This is a genomic window from Azospirillum sp. B510 (assembly GCF_000010725.1).
GTDB classification, from domain to species: domain Bacteria; phylum Pseudomonadota; class Alphaproteobacteria; order Azospirillales; family Azospirillaceae; genus Azospirillum; species Azospirillum lipoferum_B.
Map to the genome: position 1 here is coordinate 282,807 of NC_013859.1, position 16,277 is coordinate 299,083.

Consider the following 16,277-nt stretch of genomic DNA (forward strand, 5'->3'; position numbering starts at 1 on the left):
GCGCTGGGTCGGTCGGGGTGCGCGGTCACTTGCCCTTGCGCGCGCCGATCTCCTCGTCCCAGCGGCGGAAGGCCTGGACCAGCTTGTCGGCGGCGAGCGGCAGTTCGATCGGGTGGTCGGCGATCAGCTTGTCGTAGCCCGGACGGCCGAATTCGGCGATGGCGTCCTGGCTTTCCCGCGGCGCCATCGCCAGCGTCACGCCCTTCACCGCCGGACCGGGATAGAAATAGCCCTCGTCATAGGTGTAGGCCTGCTGCGCCGGGGTCAGCAGATGGTTCATCAGGTCGAGCAGCACGGCCAGCTTCTCCGCCGATACGCCCCTGGGAATGCACATGTAATGGGCGTCGGCGACCCAGCGGAAATTCTCCACCGCGAAGATCTCGGCCGATTTCGGCACCACGCCGAGCACGCGCGGGTTGATGTCCCAGCCGGTGGTCGAGGCGATGATGTCGAGCGAGCCCTCGCCCAGCGCCTTCATCGTCGGGGTGGTGCCGGCCGGATAGGCCTCGATGGTCTCGCCCAGCTCGCGCAGATAGGCCCAGGTCTTCTCCCAGCCATTGACCGGATCCTTGGGATCCTTGTCGCCGAGGATGTAGGGCAGCCCCATCAGGAAGGTGCGGCCGGGGCCGGAATTGGCCGGGCGGGCATAGCCGAAGCGCTTCGGGTTGGCCTTGGCCCAGGCCAGCAGGTCCGCCGCGGTCTTCGGCACCTGCTTCACCCGTTCCGGCGCGTATTCGAACAGCGGGCCGGAGGGGTAGTAGGTGACGACCACGCCCTGGCCCTCGGCCAGGCCCTGCATGCGGGCGGCCGGCTCCAGATAGATGTCCGACAGCTTGGGCAGGTCGGCGGCGTGGTCGGGCAGCAGGGGAACCCACAGCTTCTGGTCGATGCCCGCCGACAGCACGTCGGTGCCGGTCAGCACCAGATCGATGTCGACCCGGTTGGCGTCCTGCTGCGCCTTCAGCTTGCCGGGAAGTTCCGGCGCCGGAGCCTTGGAGAAGACGATGCGCGAGGCCCAGTCGGGCTTGGCCTTGCGGTAATTCTCGATGGCCTTCTGGGTCAGCGCCAGATTGCCGGCGACATCCACCACGTTCAGCGTGACCGGGCTCGCGGGCTTTTGCAGCGCCGCGAACACCGGCCTGCCGGTCGCCAGCAACCCGGCGGTCCCGGCGGAGGCCGCAAGGAAGCCGCGTCGTGAAATCCCGAGGTCGATCATAGGGTTTCCTCCCATTTCAGGCTTTTTTCAGGTGTGGCGGGCATGCTGCGGGCGGCCGGTGCCGCGGGGACCGCCCGTGTGGATGCAGGATCGTCTAAGGCGCTGATGGTTCGTGATGCGTCTGAATGCTAGTATGGTAGCGGGAACTCCGCAAGCCGAAACTCGTATGGTAGAACCCGGCCGGCGGGAGCTTGCGGCGGCGGTGCCGAGGGGTGGACGGCCGCCCTTCGGCCGGTGATATGCGACGTCGCATCTCGCAGCGCTGCGAGATGCCGGTGGGTTTTGGGCGGGTTTTGGAAATCATTTCGCATCAGCACACGGACGGTTGAAACTTCCGGCGGAATCGTCATGCTGTCGCCGATGGTCTGACCACTTCGCGTGCAGGGGGTTCTCCTGCCCGGAATTTGACCATCCCCGTTCATGCATCCGGTGTTCGCATCGCCCCCTTATCCATCCATCCTCGACCAGGAAACCGTTGCCCATGTCCGCCATCCTGCTGCAGGAAAGTTCCGAGACGAAGGACCAGCCGCTCCGTGAGGACATCCGCCTGTTGGGGCGGATTCTCGGCGACACCGTCCGCAGTCAGGAGGGGGAGGCGGTGTTCGACATCGTCGAGCGCATCCGCCAGACCTCCATCCGCTTCCACCGTGACGAGGACGAGGGCGCGCGCAAGGAGCTGGAGGCGATCCTGAACAGCCTGTCGCCACCGCAGACGGCGCGGGTGGTGCGGGCCTACAGCTTCTTCTCGCACCTCGCCAACATCGCCGAGGACCAGCACCACATCCGCCGCACCCGCGCCCATGCGCTCGCCGGATCGGCCGCGCGCGACGGCACCATGACCCATGCGCTGGACGAGGCGACGAAGGCCGGCGTCACCACCCAGCAGCTGAAGGAGTTCTTCGACGGCGCGCTGGTCAGCCCGGTGCTGACCGCCCATCCGACCGAGGTGCAGCGCAAGAGCATCCTGACCGTGCAGATGGCCATCGCCAAGCTGTTGGCCGAGCGCGACCACGGCCCGATGACGCCGGAGGAGGAGGAGACCAACCTCGAATCGCTCCAGCGCGCCGTGCTGACCCTGTGGCAGACCGCGATCCTGCGCGCCACCAAGCTGGCGGTGACGGACGAGGTCTCGAACGGCCTGACCTTCTATGACTACACCTTCCTGCGCGAGATGCCGCGCTTCTATGCCCAGCTGGAGGACCATCTGCGCAAGATGGACCCGTCCTGGACGACGACGGAGCTGCCGTCCTTCCTGCGCATGGGCAGCTGGATCGGCGGCGACCGCGACGGCAATCCCTTCGTCACCGCGCCGGTCCTGCGTCAGGCGATGCGGATGCAGAGCACCCGTGCCCTGCAATTCTATCTGGACGAGCTGCACAGTCTGGGTGCCGAGCTGTCGCTGAGCACCCGCGTCATCGACGTGTCGGAACCGTTGCGCCAACTGGCCGAACGCTCGCCAGACCCGTCGCCGCACCGCAAGCTGGAGCCCTACCGCCGCGCCATTTCCGGCATCTATGCCCGGCTGGCCGCCACCATGCGCACGCTGGACGGGCTGGAGGCGCCGCTGCATGCGGTCGGCGACGCGCCGCCCTATCTGAGCCCGGCGGAGTTCGGCGCCGATCTCGACATCATCGACCGTTCGCTGACCGTCAACGGCTCGGCCGCGCTCGCCAAGGGCCGGCTGCGTCACCTGCGCCGGGCGGTCGACCTGTTCGGCTTCCATCTCGCCAGCATCGATTTGCGCCAGAATTCCGACGTGCATGAACGTTCGGTGGCGGAACTGCTGTCCTTCGCCGACACCGGCGCCGATTACACGGCGCTGTCGGAGGATGAGCGGATCGCGCTGCTGGTGCGCGAGCTGGAGACCAACCGCCCGCTGGCCTCGCGCTATGCCGACTATTCGGAGGAAACCAGTTCCGAGCTGGAGATCCTGCGTACCGCCGCCGACGCCCGCGCCCGCTTCGGCGCCGATGCGGTGGTGAACTGCGTCATCTCCAAGACCGACGGCGTGTCGGACATCCTGGAGGTCGCGGTCCTGCTGAAGGAGGCCGGGCTGCTGCGGCCGAAGGACCAGACGCTGGACCTGAACATCGCCCCGCTGTTCGAGACCATCGGCGACCTGCGCAACTGCGCCACCACCATGGACCGGCTGCTGTCGATCCCGACCTACCGGCGCTTCCTGGAAAGCCGCGGCAATCTCCAGGAGGTGATGCTCGGCTATTCCGACAGCAACAAGGACGGCGGCTTCATGACGTCGGGCTGGGAGCTGTACAAGGCCGAGATCGCGCTGGTCGAGGTGTTCGCCAGGCATGGCGTGCGGCTGCGTCTGTTCCATGGCCGCGGCGGCTCGGTCGGCCGTGGCGGCGGCCCCAGCTATCAGGCGATCCTGGCCCAGCCGGCCGGCGCCGTTCAGGGCGCCATCCGCATCACCGAGCAGGGCGAGGTCATCGCCGGCAAATATTCCAACCCCGAGGTCGGCCGCCGCAACCTGGAAACGCTGGCGGCGGCGACGCTGGAAGCCACGCTGCTGCACCCGGAATCGGCGGCCCCCTGTAGCGACCTGTTCCTCCAGACCATGGAGGAGCTGTCGGAGCATGCCTTCAAGGCCTATCGCGGGCTGGTCTACGAGACCGAGGGGTTCGAGAGGTATTTCTGGGAATCGACGGTGATCGGCGAGATCGCCAACCTCAACATCGGCAGCCGCCCGGCCTCGCGCAAGAAATCGACCAGCATCGAGGATCTGCGCGCCATTCCCTGGGTGTTCAGCTGGGCGCAATGCCGCCTGATGCTGCCCGGCTGGTTCGGTTTCGGCTCGGCGGTGAAGGCCTATCTGGCCGAACATCCCGACGGGATGGAACGGCTGCGCGCCATGCACCGCGACTGGGGCTTCTTCAGCACGCTGCTGTCCAACATGGACATGGTGCTGTCCAAGTCGAACATCGCCATCGCCTCGCGCTATGCCGGGCTGGTGTCGGATCCGGCGCTGCGCGACGCCATCTTCACCCGCATCCGGGCCGAGTGGCAGGACAGCATCGACGCCCTGCTGGCGATCACCGAGCAGTCGGCCCTCTTGGAGAAGAACCCGCTGCTGGCGCGGTCGATCCGCAACCGCTTCCCCTATCTCGACCCGCTCAACCATGTCCAGGTCGAGTTGCTGAAGCGGCACCGCACCAGCGACAGCGGCGAGCAGATCGCCCGCGGCATCCATCTGACCATCAACGGCATCGCCGCCGGCCTGCGCAACAGCGGCTGACGCCGCCGGCCTTTTGCCGCAGTGCCGTCGCCGGGCGGCAATCCGCCGCATCGCCGTCCATGAAAACGCCCTTCCGCCACCACGCGGAAGGGCGTTTTATGTTTGTGGCTGAATGGCTTCGGTCCGCCTTGCATTCATCTTGTGCGCCGCACGCCGAACTCTTCGGCATCGCAAAACAAACATCGTTTTGCGGCATTTTATCAAAATAAATCACTATAGATCGGCTGAAAATCTCAGTTGATCGCTGGCGAATATTTTGGTACCTCATGCCTCCCCGAGAGGAGAAATGGTATGACCACTCAATCCCAACAGCAGCAGATGGCCCAGCAGCAACAGGCGCGGGCGACGACCGTCACCGAACATGGGGCCGGCATCCAGGATGGCGCCACCGACAGCCATGAGGAATTCTGCGGCGGCGCCTGCGGTGCCGGCGCCGGGGCCGCGGTGATCTGGCGGCCGATCACGGTCGAATCCCGGCGTCGCTGAGCGATGGCCCGGTCAAAGGAAAAGCCCCTCTTCCCGTTCCGGAAGAGGGGCTTTTCCTTTGGGGATCATCGCTTCCGCCGCCCGCTCATCCCGCCCGCATGCGGTTGACCAGACTGTCGACCTGGGAACCGAGCGAGCGCACCTCATCGGCCACGGTGGACGACGCGGTGAGCACACGGGTGGCGGACTCGCCGGATTCCGCGGCGGCGCGGGCAACCGAATCGATGTTGCGGCGGACATGCTGGGTGCCGTCGGCGGCCTCGCCGACATTGCGGGTGATCTCGTGGGTGGCGGCGCTCTGCTGTTCGACCGCGGCGGCGACGGTGGCGGCGATCTCGTTGATCTCGCGGATCGTGCCGGCGATGGAACGGATGGCGTCCACCGCATCCTGGGTCACCGCTTGTATCGCCTGGATCTGGCTGGAAATTTCCTCCGTCGCCTTGCCGGTCTGGTTGGCGAGGCTCTTCACTTCGCTGGCCACCACGGCGAATCCCTTGCCGGCCTCCCCGGCGCGGGCGGCTTCAATGGTGGCGTTCAAGGCCAGCAGGTTGGTCTGACCGGCGATGGAGTTGATCAGCTGCACCACCTCGCCGATCTTGTTGGCGGATTGCGACAGGCCCTCCACGGTGCGGTCGGTGCGCTCGGCCTCGTCGGCGGCCTTGCGGGCGATCTGGCTGGAGGCGTGGACCCGGCTGCCGATCTCCTGGATCGAGACGGAAAGCTCCTCGGTCGCGGCGGCCACCGCCTTCACGCTGCCTTCGGCCTGCTGGGAGGTGCTGGCGGCGGTCGCCGCCTCGCCGGTGGTGGCCTCGGCGTTGCGGCTCATCCGCTGGGCCATGTCCTGCATCTCGCCGGCGGCGCGGGCGACGCGGTCCAGCACGCCGCGGACGCTGGTCTCGAAATTCTCCGCCATCTCGACCATGGCGCGGCGGCGTTCGCCGGCGGCGCGGCCGCGTTCGGCCTCGGCGCGGGCATTGGCGGCGTTCGCCTCGTTGGCGGTGTCGCGGAAGACCAGCAGGGCGCGGGTCATGTCGCCGATCTCGTCGGTGCCGGCGGCGGGGATCGGCGCGTTCAGATCGCCGGCGGCGATCGCCCGCATGGCGTCGGAGAGCTGGCCGATGCGCGCGACGATATTGCGGCCAACGACGAACCAGGCGAGTGCCGCGGCGCCGATCAGGCTGGCGGCCGCGAACAGGATCAGCATCTTGCGCCCCGCCGACAAGGCATCGGTCGCTCCGGCGGCGGCGGTGTCCGCCTCCTGCTTCATCGCGGCGATCTGGCCGTCGACCATGCCGGCGAACTGACCGGCGATCCGGCGGTTTTCCGCGATCACCTTCTCATTGTCGGTGGCGGCATCCAGTTCCGACCGGCGCAGCTTGAACAGGCTGTTGTCGCCCTTGCCGAAGCCGGCCAGCATTTCCGCGCTCCTCACCAGCTTCGGCAGCCCGTCGTCACCGGCGGCCTGGAGCGTCTTCAGCCGCTCCTCCATCGCCTTGGCGGCGGTGGTGAAGCGGGTCTCCAGCGTCGCCAGCCGGTCGGCGGTCGGCGCCTGGGTCGCCTCGTTCAGCGCGCCTACGGTGGCGGCGGCATAGGTCGAGAGTTCCAGATAGGTCCGCAGACGGGCCAACCCGCCACCCAGCAGATCCTGCATCGAGTCGCGTGTTTGCGAACGCGTGTTGACGCTCGCCAGCTTGATCTCCGCCTTCAGCCGCATCAGCGGCGGTTCCATCTGTTCCAGCAGGGTCGCCTGCCGGCTCGCGGCATCCGCCAGCACGTCGCTGATCTTCTGGCGCAGGGTGTCGCGCTCGGCGCTGCCGGCCGGCGATTCCAGCGCCTTGCGGCGGATGTCGAAGACGCCGGTGGCGCCATCGCCCAGCTGGAAGAATTCGTCGAGCCCGTCGGAGGTATCCTTGCTCAGGCGGCTGCCGATCTGCCCGGTGGCGCTGACCATGCGGGCCGCCGCTTCCAGATAGGCCTGCTGGTACTGGATGACGGCGAAGGTGGTTTCAGCGCTGCCGGCGCGCGTCAGCGCTTCCGATGCGACGCCCAGGTCGCCGCGCATCTCGTACATGGTGATCAGCGAGCGGACGGCGTCACCGAGCGCGTTCATGTCGCGCTCGGTGCTGTGGTCCAGCGTCTCGCCCATGTTGCGCAGGGTGGCGTCGGCGCGTTCGGTCAGCGGGGCGAGGTTGGCGAGAAAGGCGTCGTAGGATTTCGCCAGATCGCCGGCCATCGTCTCGCGCGTGCCGCGGACGGACAGGCGCAGGTTGGCCGCCGCGTTGGCGCGCTCCAGCGTGGCGACCAGATCCCGGGTCTTTCCGCGCAACTCGCCGATCCGCGGATCATCCTTCCGGCGGTTCGCCAACTCCTCCACCAGCGCGCCCAGCGCCTTGCCGCTGCCCATGATCTCGCCATAGACACGCTCGCGCTCGCCCTGGCTTTCCGCGGCGGCCAGAACCGGGGCGGCGGCGGCGATGCCGCTGCTTTCGCCCGACAGACGTTTCGCCAGCTCCATTTCGGGCAGGCCGGTACCGACGATCCGGGCCAGCGGTCTTTCCACCGCGGAAAAGGAGGTGAGGCCAACCATGCTGGCGGCCACCGTCATTCCGGCCATGCCGGCGAAGGCGAGCAGGAGCTTGCCGCGTACACCCATCCCGCGGCCGCTTTTCTGGGGGGATGGGGCACCGTCCTTGCGGTCCGGTATCGAGCCGTCGTCGCGCGAAATCGTCGTCATATGCGTGCTGCTCCCCGGAAGATGCGTCAGGTCGGGGCTTTTCGCCCGTTTTGTTGGCTCCCGCCGGCTGCGGACGAGCCCCCCCAACTCCCAGGGATTGCCTTCGTCCCGCACTGCTTGGCATGACAAGCATGCTACAGTGTGGTTGATAGATCATTACGGCAGATGACCGTTTTTTGCCGTTTCACGGAATCTTCTGCCGTTTTTACGGATATGAACCGACCACAGCTTCTCCGCGCTCCGGAGCCGCGACGGTCCGGATCCGGAATCGATGGTGATCGCGAGAAGGCCCGACGCGCATCCCGCTCGACCCGGTTTGCGGGAACCGGACGCCGAGCGGGGAGGCTTCGCGATCCGCCGCTAAATCCAGGAGTCGTCTCCACCGCTGCCACCGTCGTCATAGGATGAATCGTCGGAGGAGACATCGTCCGGCGGCGGATCGGGATCGTAGGAGGCGTCCTGGGCCGCGTCCGAGCCGCCACCGCCACCCTGCGGCCCGCGGTCGTCGCCATAGTAATTGTTGATGACGGTCTCGTTGATGGTCTCCCCACCCATCAGGGGTTGGGCCGTCGCCGTGCCGAAGGGGCCGGGCGAATGATTCAACAGGGAGGAGATGGCGCTCGCCGCCAGCATGCCGCCGGCGACACCGGCCGCGGTCTGGGCCGCGCCGGCGAAGAAGCCGCCGCCACGCGGAGCCAGACCCGGCTGCGGATAGGGAGGCGGGCTGTATTGCGGTGGCGGGTAGGCGGCGGCCGGTGCCGCACCCCAGGGGCTGCGGTCGGCGGCCGGCTGCTGATAGGACGGGGCGGGGGGCGGTTCGGCGGGGCGGCCCCAGGGACCACGGCCGATACCGAGCGCGTTCGACAGGAAGCTGCCGCCGGACGGGGCCGGCTGGGCCGGGCGGTCGCGCAATTGCCGCTCCAAATCCTCGATCCGGGTCTGGGCCGCGGTCAGCGCCTGCTGCTGCACCAGCACCGTCTGCGCCATGTAGTAGGACGAGAGCGGCTGGTCCTGGACCGACCGGCGGATGAAGTCCTCCGCCTCGGCGTCGCGCGGCTGGGAATGCTGCTGGGCCTCCACCTCGCGCAGGCGGCGGAACAGGTCGGACAGAAGCGTGCGTTCCTCGGGGGTCATCGACGTCTCCTAACAGGACGTCCATCGCGAGGACGTCGCCCCTTGATGTGGAGATGCCATCCCCCGCCGGACAAGCCCCCCAGGGGCCGCCAAGCGGTTGAAACATCCATCCGCTCCATCTCCAAGATATTCGGTCGTTTGATTTCGCGCCTTAAGCGATGTCGCGCAGGATTCGGGTTCTCCCGCCAAAGAGTCCGGCCGTCCTCGCTCAGATGGCGCGTTGACAGCCTGACCATTGTGGGAATGAGGCGGCTATATCGGCTATGGCGTCGCAGGCTCAACATATGACATTGACGGGGGTGCCTTTTTCGCGATGCTTGGTCCACATTTGGGCTGCGACCGCCCGGCGGCGCCGGTTGCGAAGCCGAGACCAAGATGAACAGGCACCCGGAGATGGTGGAACTGACCGACCTGGAGCGCGATGCGCTGACCGAGTTGGTGAATATGGGGGTCGGCCGCGCCGCCACCCATCTCAGCCGCATGGTCAATGACCAGGTCCTGCTGTCGGTGCCGACGGTGGACATCGTCAGCCGGCAGGAGGCGGCGGAATTCCTGATCGCGCGCGAACGCAACGGGCTGGTGGCGGTGGAACAGCAGTTCCAGGGCTCCTTCGACGGCCGGGCCATGCTGATCTTTCCGGAGGCCAACAGCCTGGAGCTGGCCCGCGCGGTGCTGGGCGGCGATCTGACCCTGGCGGAGATCGTCGATCTGGAACAGGACGCCCTGGCGGAGATCGGCAACATCATCCTGAACGGCTGCCTGGTCATCGTCGCCAACGCGCTGAAGGACCGGCTGACCATCTCGCTGCCGGCGGTGCTGCGCGGCGACGGCGCCAACATCCTGAAGGACAAGGCCGGCAACCTGGACGAGCTGGTGCTGTTCCTCTACATCGATTTCACCATCCGCAGCCGCAGCATCCGCGGCTACATCGCCCTGTTGATGGGGGTTTCGTCCCTTCAGTCGTTGAAGCAGCTGATCCACGCCTTCATCGAAGGCATCGCCTCCGAAGCCACCATATCCGCCGGACCGTCGCATGGCTCCCCGATTGCCTGAACAACCCACCTGGGCCCTGGATGTCCTCGGCGCGCTGGATGCCGGCATCCTGCTTCTCGACCGTCATTGCCGGGTCCTGTACTGGAACAGCTGGATGGAGCAGGCGTCCACCCTGGCGTCCCAGGAGATTCTGGGGCACGACCTGTTCGACGCGCTGCCCAACCTGCGCGAATCCCGCCTGCACAACGCGGTGCGCGACACCCTGACCACCGGCGCCCCCGGCGTCCTCTCGCACACGCTGAACCCCATGCTGTTCCCGCTGCGCCTGCCGGACGGGCGGCGGATGGTCCACAATGTGGTGATCCGTCCCCTGTCTTCCCATGCGCAGACCCATGCGCAGACGGGCGGCAGCGACGCGCGCTGCCTGATCCAGGTGACCGACGTCACCGTCTCGGTAAACCGGGAGCGGGTGCTGCGCGAACAGCGCGACGCACGCCATCGCGCCATCGTCGACACCGCACCCGACGCCATCGTCACCACCGATACCCGCGGCACGGTGCAATGGATGAACGGCGCGGCCACCCGGCAGTTCGATTACCGGCCGGACGAACTGATCGGCAAGAGCGTCACCATGCTGCTGGGCGACGATGCACCGGACTGGGTCGCCATGGCGGAGCGCGGCGGCCCCGGCGTCGGCGGAAGCCTGGACATCGCCGCCCAGCCGGTGGAACTGTCCGGCCGGCGCCGGGACGGCAGCCACATCGATCTCGAGCTGTCGATGGCGCGCTGGGAGTCGGAGGGGCGAGCCTTCATCACCGGCATCCTGCGCGACATCACCGAACGCCGCCGCACACGGGAGGAGTTGCGGGCCAGCGCGCTCGCCATGCGCCAGCTGGCCGAGCAGACCAAGGCGACGCTGGATGCGTTGCCGGCCTTCATCGCCGTGCTCGACCGGTCCGGCCGCATCGTTTCGGTCAACCGCGCCTGGGCGGAGGCCGGGCCGGAGACCGGCTTCCTCGGCCAGGGCTGCATCGTCGGTGACGATTATCTCGACCATTGCGGCCGGGGCGAGACCGCCGATCCGCGGGCCGACGCCGTGATGGACGGGGTGCGCACGCTGCTGGGCGCGGGCGGCCGGCCGGTATCGGCCGAATATGTCACCAACACCCAGCACTGGTTCCGCTGCCTCGCCGCCCCGATGCCGGCCGGTCCCTTCGGCGGCGCCGTGCTGATGCATATCGACGTGACGGAGATCAAGTCGATGGAGGCGGCGCTGCGCAAGCTGGTCGGCCAGAAATCGACCCTGCTGCGCGAGGTCAACCACCGCGTCAAGAACAGCCTGCAACTGGTGTCGAGCCTGCTGACCCTGCAAACGCTCAGCCTGCCCGACGAAGGGGTGCGGGTGCATTTCCAGGATGCCCGCAGCCGCATCGAGGCGATCGCCCGCGTCCATAACCGGCTCTATCAGGCCGACCAGTTCCAGACCATCGAGTTCGGCACCTACCTGAACGAGCTGTGCGAGGATCTGGGCCGCGCATCGGGCGGTGACAGCATGTGCGACATCGTCGTCCAGTCGGACGTGGTCGATCTGCCGATCGATCATGCCGCCCCGCTGGGCCTGATCGCGAACGAACTGATCACCAACGCGGTCAAGCATCGCGGCAGCGGCCCGGCACGGGTGCGGGTGACTTTCCGGCGCGAGGACGACCGGCTGGCCCTGACGGTTTCCGACCATGGTCCCGGCCTGCCGCCCAACTTCGACATCCGCAAGAGCCGCAGCCTTGGCATGCGGCTGGTCTCCAGCCTCGCGGGTCAGATCCGGGCCAGCGTCGACATCGACACCACCCCGCAGGGCACCATTTTCCGGATCGCACTGCCGGTACCGGATGCGGTGGCGCTTGCCGAAATCTCGCCCGCCGAGGAGATCGGGGGATGAGGATCCTGCTGGTGGAGGACGAGGTGCTGATCGCGCTGGAACAGCAACTCTATCTGGAGGCCGTCGGCCACAGCGTCACCGGCCCGGCGATCACCGCGGCGGAGGCGGTGGAGATGGCCGCCGCCGACAGGCCGGATCTGGCGCTGGTCGACATGCATCTCGGCATGGGCTCCAGCGGCATCGACGCCGCGCGGGGATTGAGCGAACTGGGCGTGCCCTGCCTGTTCATCACCGCGTTCCGGGACGAGCTCAAGAAGGGGGGGCCGGTCGCCGGCATCGGCTGCCTGCCCAAGCCCTTCACCGAGAGCGGCCTGATCGCCGCCGTCGAGGTCGCCCGCGCCGTGCTGGCGGGAGAGACGCCGTGCAACGTGCCGCAGACGATGGAGCTGTTCATGTGAGGGACGGGGTAGGGGGGAACAGTCGCTTCCTCCCCCCGCGCCCCCCTCTCACCCCCCGATCCGCCGCGCCGGCTCCGACGCCGACTGCTGTTCGAACAGGCGGCGATAGAGGCCGCCCGTCCGGTGGAGCAGGGTGGCGTGGCTGCCATCCTCGACCACCCGGCCCTGGTTGAAGACCAGGAGGCGGTCGAGTGTGCGCACGGTGGACAGGCGGTGGGCGATGATGATGGCGGTGCGGCCCTGCATCAGACGTTCGATGGCCTCCTGGATCAGCGCCTCCGATTCGGAATCCAGGCTGGAGGTCGCCTCGTCCAGAATCAGGATCGGCGCGTCGGCCAGGAAGGCGCGGGCGAGCGCCACCCGCTGACGCTCGCCGCCCGACAGCTTGACGCCGCGCTCGCCGACCAGCGTCGCATAGCCCTTGGGCAGGCGGGCGATGAAGTCGTGGGCGTTGGCGAGCCTCGCCGCCATCTCGATCGCCGCCATCGACGCGCCGGGGCGGCCATAGGCGATGTTCTCCGCGAGCGTGCGGTGGAACAGGATCGGTTCCTGCGGGACGATGGCGATCTGCGAACGCAGCGACTGCTGGGTCGCCCCCGCCACCTCCTGGCCGTCGATCAGCACCCGTCCGCCGGTCACGTCATACAGGCGCTGGATCAGCTTGACGAAGGTGGTCTTGCCCGACCCCGACGGCCCGACCAGCCCGACCCGTTCCCCCGCCTTGATGGTCAGCGACAGGTCGCGGTAGAGCGGCGTGGTGTGGCCGCCATAGCGGAAGGTGACATGGTCGAAACGCACCTCGCCGGCTCCGATGCGGATCGGCGTGGCGTCCGACCGATCCTCCACCCCCAGCGGTTCGGCATGGATCGCCACCAGCTCCTCCATCTCGTTGACGGAGCGCTGGAGGTGGTTGATGTGCATGCCGATGTCGCGCAGATAGCCATGCACGACGAAATAGGTGGTCAGCACATAGGCGACGTCGCCCGGCGTCGCCTGCCCGCGCCACCACAGCCAGAGCGCGGTCGCCACCACCGCGCTGCGGATCATCAGCAGCACCACCAGCTGGACGGTGCTGTGGCGGGTGTGGCGGGTCCAGGTGCGGTGGGTGCGGCGGCTCCATTTGCCGACCACGGCGGCCAGCCGGTCATCCTCGCGCGGCTCGGCGCCGAAGGCCTTGACCACGGCGTTGCAGCCGATGGCGTCGGCCAGCGTTCCGCCCAGCTTGGTGTCCCAGGCGTTCGACAGCCGGGCGGCCGGCGCGATGTAGAGGGTGGAGAACAGCACCGTCATCGCGATGTAGATCGCGGTGCCGAGCGCGATCACCAGCCCCATCGCCGGCCAATGCAGCCCCAGCGTCACCATCGTGCCGATCAACACGACCAGCGACGGCCACAGCGCCAGCAGCAGCGTGTCGTCCAGCGTGTCGAGCGCCCACATGCCGCGGGTGATCTTGCGCACCACCGATCCGGCGAAGCTGTTGGCGTGCCAGTCGGTGGAGAAGCGCTGGATGCGGTGGAAGCTGTCCCGGCCGACATCGGCCATGATGCGCAGGGTGAAGGGGATGATGCCGCTCCAGGCGAGATGGCGCATCACCACCATGCCGATGCCGAGCGCCACCATGGCGCCGAAGGCGGTCAGCGCCGCATGCAGCGCCGCCTCGCGGTCGCCCGGCAGCAGGGTCAGCGCATCGACCAGCCGGCCGGCGAACAGCGGCATGAAGACGTCGGCGAGCGTCGCGAGCGCGATGGCCCCGGCGATGCCGACGGCCCGCGGGGCCTGGCGCCGCCAGTGCCGGAAGGTGAAGGCCAGGACGCTGCGGATGGCGTTCGGGCGCGGGGTGCGTTTCGACTGGGCCATGGGTATCCAACCAGGGCAGGGCCGGCCATACGGGCGGCACCCCTGCCAAAGGAGCCATTGCGGAATGCGCCAATGATCGCCCTCTCCCCAGGGGGGAGCGGGGAATGGGGCCTGTGCCCTCTACCGTTACCGACCCTTCAGAGTCGTCTGGCGCGGCTTCATGCCGGACGGCTTGCCCCCAGCTCCGCCCCCCGCCCCGGCCGGCTTCGCCCCCGGCGCCTTGCCGACCGGCGGCACCATGCGGCGGCCCTGGCCGGCTTGCTGGGTCAGGAAGGTCTTACCCCCCTTCTCCCGCGGCTTGGCGGTGGCGCCGACCGGTTGCCAGGCCGGGATCAGCTGCTCCTCGCCGGGCCCGATCAGGTCCTCGCGGCCCAGGCGCTTCAGCGCCTCGCGCAGGATCGGCCAGTTCTCCGGATCGTGGTAGCGCAGGAAGGCCTTGTGCAGCCGGCGCTGCTTCAGCCCCTTGGCCGACGACACCAGTTCCGACCCGACGCGGCGCACCGGGCGCAGGGGGTTGCGCTCGCTGTGGTACATGGCGGTCGCCAGCGACATCGGCGAGGGCAGGAAGGTCTGCACCTGATCCGCCTTGAAGCCGTTCCGCTTCAGCCACAAGGCGAGGTTCATCATGTCCTCGTCGGTGGTGCCGGGATGGGCGGCGATGAAGTAGGGGATCAGGTAGAGCTTCTTGCCCGCCTCCTTCGCCGCCTTGTCGAACATGCGCTTGAACTCGTCATAGGCGCCCATGCCGGGCTTCATCATCTTGGCCAGCGGACCCGGTTCGGTGTGTTCCGGCGCGATCTTCAGGTAGCCGCCGACATGGTGGGTCACCAGCTCCTTCACATACTCCGGATTGCGCACGGCGAGGTCGTAGCGCAGGCCCGACGCGATGTGGATCTTCTTCACCCCCGGCACCGCGCGGGCCTTGCGGTAGAGCTGGACCAGCGAGGAATGGTCGGTGTTCAGGTTCTTGCAGATGTCGGGGAAGACGCAGGACGGGCGCCGGCAGACCGCTTCCGTCTCCTTGTCCTTGCAGGCCAGGCGGTACATGTTGGCGGTCGGCCCGCCCATGTCGGAGATGACGCCGGTGAAGCCCTTGGTCTTGTCGCGGATCTGCTCGATCTCGCGCAGGATCGATCCCTCCGACCGGCTCTGGATGATGCGCCCCTCATGCTCGGTGATCGAGCAGAAGGAACAGCCGCCGAAACAGCCGCGCATGATGTTGACCGAGAAACGGATCATCTCCCAGGCCGGGATGCGCGCATCGCCATAGGACGGATGCGGCGCCCGCGCATAGGGCAGGTCATAGACGCCGTCCATCTCGTTGGTTTCCAGCGGGATCGGTGGCGGGTTCAGCCAGACCTCGCGGTCGCCGTGGCGCTGGACCAGGGCGCGGGCGTTGCCGGGGTTGCTCTCCTGGTGCAGGACGCGGCTGGCATGGGCGTAGAGCACCTTGTCGGCGGTCACCTGCTCGAAGCTGGGCAGCCGCACGACCATGCGGTCGGCCCCGGCGGCACGCGGCGACACCGGCGCCGACGGATCGTCGATCGAGCTGCTGTCGACCACCGTCCAGCCCTCCGGCACGGTCGAGCGCATGATGGCGGTGCCGCGGATGTCGGTCATCGCCTTGGGCGATTCCCCCTTCAGCGCCCGTTGGGCGATCTCGATGATGGCGCGTTCGGCATTGCCATAGACCAGCATGTCCGCCTTGGAATCGACCAGGACCGATCGGCGGATCTTCTCGCTCCAATGATCGTACTGGGCGATGCGGCGCAAGGATGCCTCGATGCCGCCCAGGACGATCGGCACGTCCTTGAAGGCCTCGCGGCAGCGCTGGGAATAGACGATGACGGCGCGGTCGGGCCGCTTGCCGCCCTCGTCGTTCGGCGTGTAGCTGTCATTGTGGCGCAGGCGACGGTCGGCCGTGTAGTGGTTGACCATCGAATCCATGTTGCCGCCGGTCACGCCCCAGAACAGCCGAGGCTTGCCCAGGATCCTGAACGGCTCGGCGCTGTTCCAGTCCGGTTGGGCGATGATGCCGACGCGCAGCCCCTGCGATTCCAGCAGCCGGCCGATGATCGCCATGCCGAAGCTGGGATGGTCGACATAGGCGTCGCCGGTGACGACGATGACGTCGCACTGGTCCCAGCCCAGCCGGTCCATTTCCGCACGCGACATCGGCAGGAAGGGTGCGGCCTTGGGGCGCACGCTCCGGTCGGGGCGGTGGGTGAACAGGTTGGGGGCCGCGAGCATCGCGTTCTCCGGGTCTCGAT

The 16,277-nt window shown here is 67.9% G+C and carries 10 protein-coding genes; 5 read left to right on the forward strand and 5 right to left on the reverse strand.

Features of this window, described 5'->3' with window-relative positions; translation table 11 throughout:
- Nucleotides 1-25 precede the first annotated feature (25 nt).
- The gene (locus tag AZL_RS31255; RefSeq protein WP_012978364.1) at nucleotides 26-1,216 is read right to left on the reverse strand and encodes an extracellular solute-binding protein; all 1,191 of its coding nucleotides are present in this window, start codon (nucleotides 1,214-1,216) and stop codon (nucleotides 26-28) included.
- Between the two features lie 481 nt (nucleotides 1,217-1,697).
- On the opposite strand from AZL_RS31255, the gene ppc reads away from it, so the two are divergent.
- Complete coding sequence (ppc, locus tag AZL_RS31260; protein WP_012978365.1) at nucleotides 1,698-4,469, forward strand: phosphoenolpyruvate carboxylase; 2,772 nt, start codon at nucleotides 1,698-1,700, stop codon at nucleotides 4,467-4,469.
- A gap of 291 nt (nucleotides 4,470-4,760) precedes the next feature.
- Complete coding sequence (locus AZL_RS31265; RefSeq protein ID WP_012978366.1) at nucleotides 4,761-4,955, forward strand: hypothetical protein; 195 nt, start codon at nucleotides 4,761-4,763, stop codon at nucleotides 4,953-4,955.
- Nucleotides 4,956-5,040: 85 nt separating this feature from the next.
- Here AZL_RS31265 and AZL_RS37585 read toward each other — a convergent pair whose 3' ends face one another.
- Together AZL_RS37585 and AZL_RS31275 are read right to left on the reverse strand one after the other, a co-directional pair.
- On the reverse strand, nucleotides 5,041-7,689 hold the full coding sequence (locus tag AZL_RS37585; RefSeq protein ID WP_148219782.1) for a methyl-accepting chemotaxis protein: 2,649 nt from the start codon (nucleotides 7,687-7,689) through the stop codon (nucleotides 5,041-5,043).
- Between the two features lie 360 nt (nucleotides 7,690-8,049).
- Nucleotides 8,050-8,823, reverse strand: coding sequence for a DUF2076 domain-containing protein (locus tag AZL_RS31275; protein ID WP_012978368.1), 774 nt, complete (start codon nucleotides 8,821-8,823; stop codon nucleotides 8,050-8,052).
- 375 nt (nucleotides 8,824-9,198) lie between these two features.
- On the opposite strand from AZL_RS31275, the gene AZL_RS31280 reads away from it, so the two are divergent.
- Genes AZL_RS31280 through AZL_RS31290 form a run of 3 tightly spaced genes read left to right on the forward strand, consistent with a single transcriptional unit; the run spans nucleotide 9,199 to nucleotide 12,150 of the window.
- Complete coding sequence (locus AZL_RS31280) at nucleotides 9,199-9,876, forward strand: chemotaxis protein CheX (protein ID WP_012978369.1); 678 nt, start codon at nucleotides 9,199-9,201, stop codon at nucleotides 9,874-9,876.
- Nucleotides 9,869-11,752: a sensor histidine kinase gene (locus AZL_RS31285; protein WP_247894554.1), complete on the forward strand. Its 1,884-nt coding sequence runs from the start codon at nucleotides 9,869-9,871 to the stop codon at nucleotides 11,750-11,752. Before AZL_RS31280 ends, AZL_RS31285 begins: the two co-directional genes overlap by 8 nt.
- Nucleotides 11,749-12,150 carry a response regulator gene (locus AZL_RS31290; protein ID WP_012978371.1) on the forward strand — a complete coding sequence of 134 codons (402 nt, stop codon included), beginning with the start codon at nucleotides 11,749-11,751 and terminating at the stop codon, nucleotides 12,148-12,150. The genes AZL_RS31285 and AZL_RS31290 overlap by 4 nt, the downstream gene beginning before the upstream one ends.
- Nucleotides 12,151-12,198: 48 nt before the next feature.
- Here the strand turns inward: AZL_RS31290 and AZL_RS31295 are convergent, their stop codons facing one another.
- Together AZL_RS31295 and AZL_RS31300 are read right to left on the reverse strand one after the other, a co-directional pair.
- Complete coding sequence (locus tag AZL_RS31295) at nucleotides 12,199-14,007, reverse strand: ABC transporter ATP-binding protein (protein ID WP_012978372.1); 1,809 nt, start codon at nucleotides 14,005-14,007, stop codon at nucleotides 12,199-12,201.
- A gap of 126 nt (nucleotides 14,008-14,133) precedes the next feature.
- Complete coding sequence (locus AZL_RS31300; RefSeq protein WP_012978373.1) at nucleotides 14,134-16,257, reverse strand: YgiQ family radical SAM protein; 2,124 nt, start codon at nucleotides 16,255-16,257, stop codon at nucleotides 14,134-14,136.
- Nucleotides 16,258-16,277: the final 20 nt, after the last annotated feature.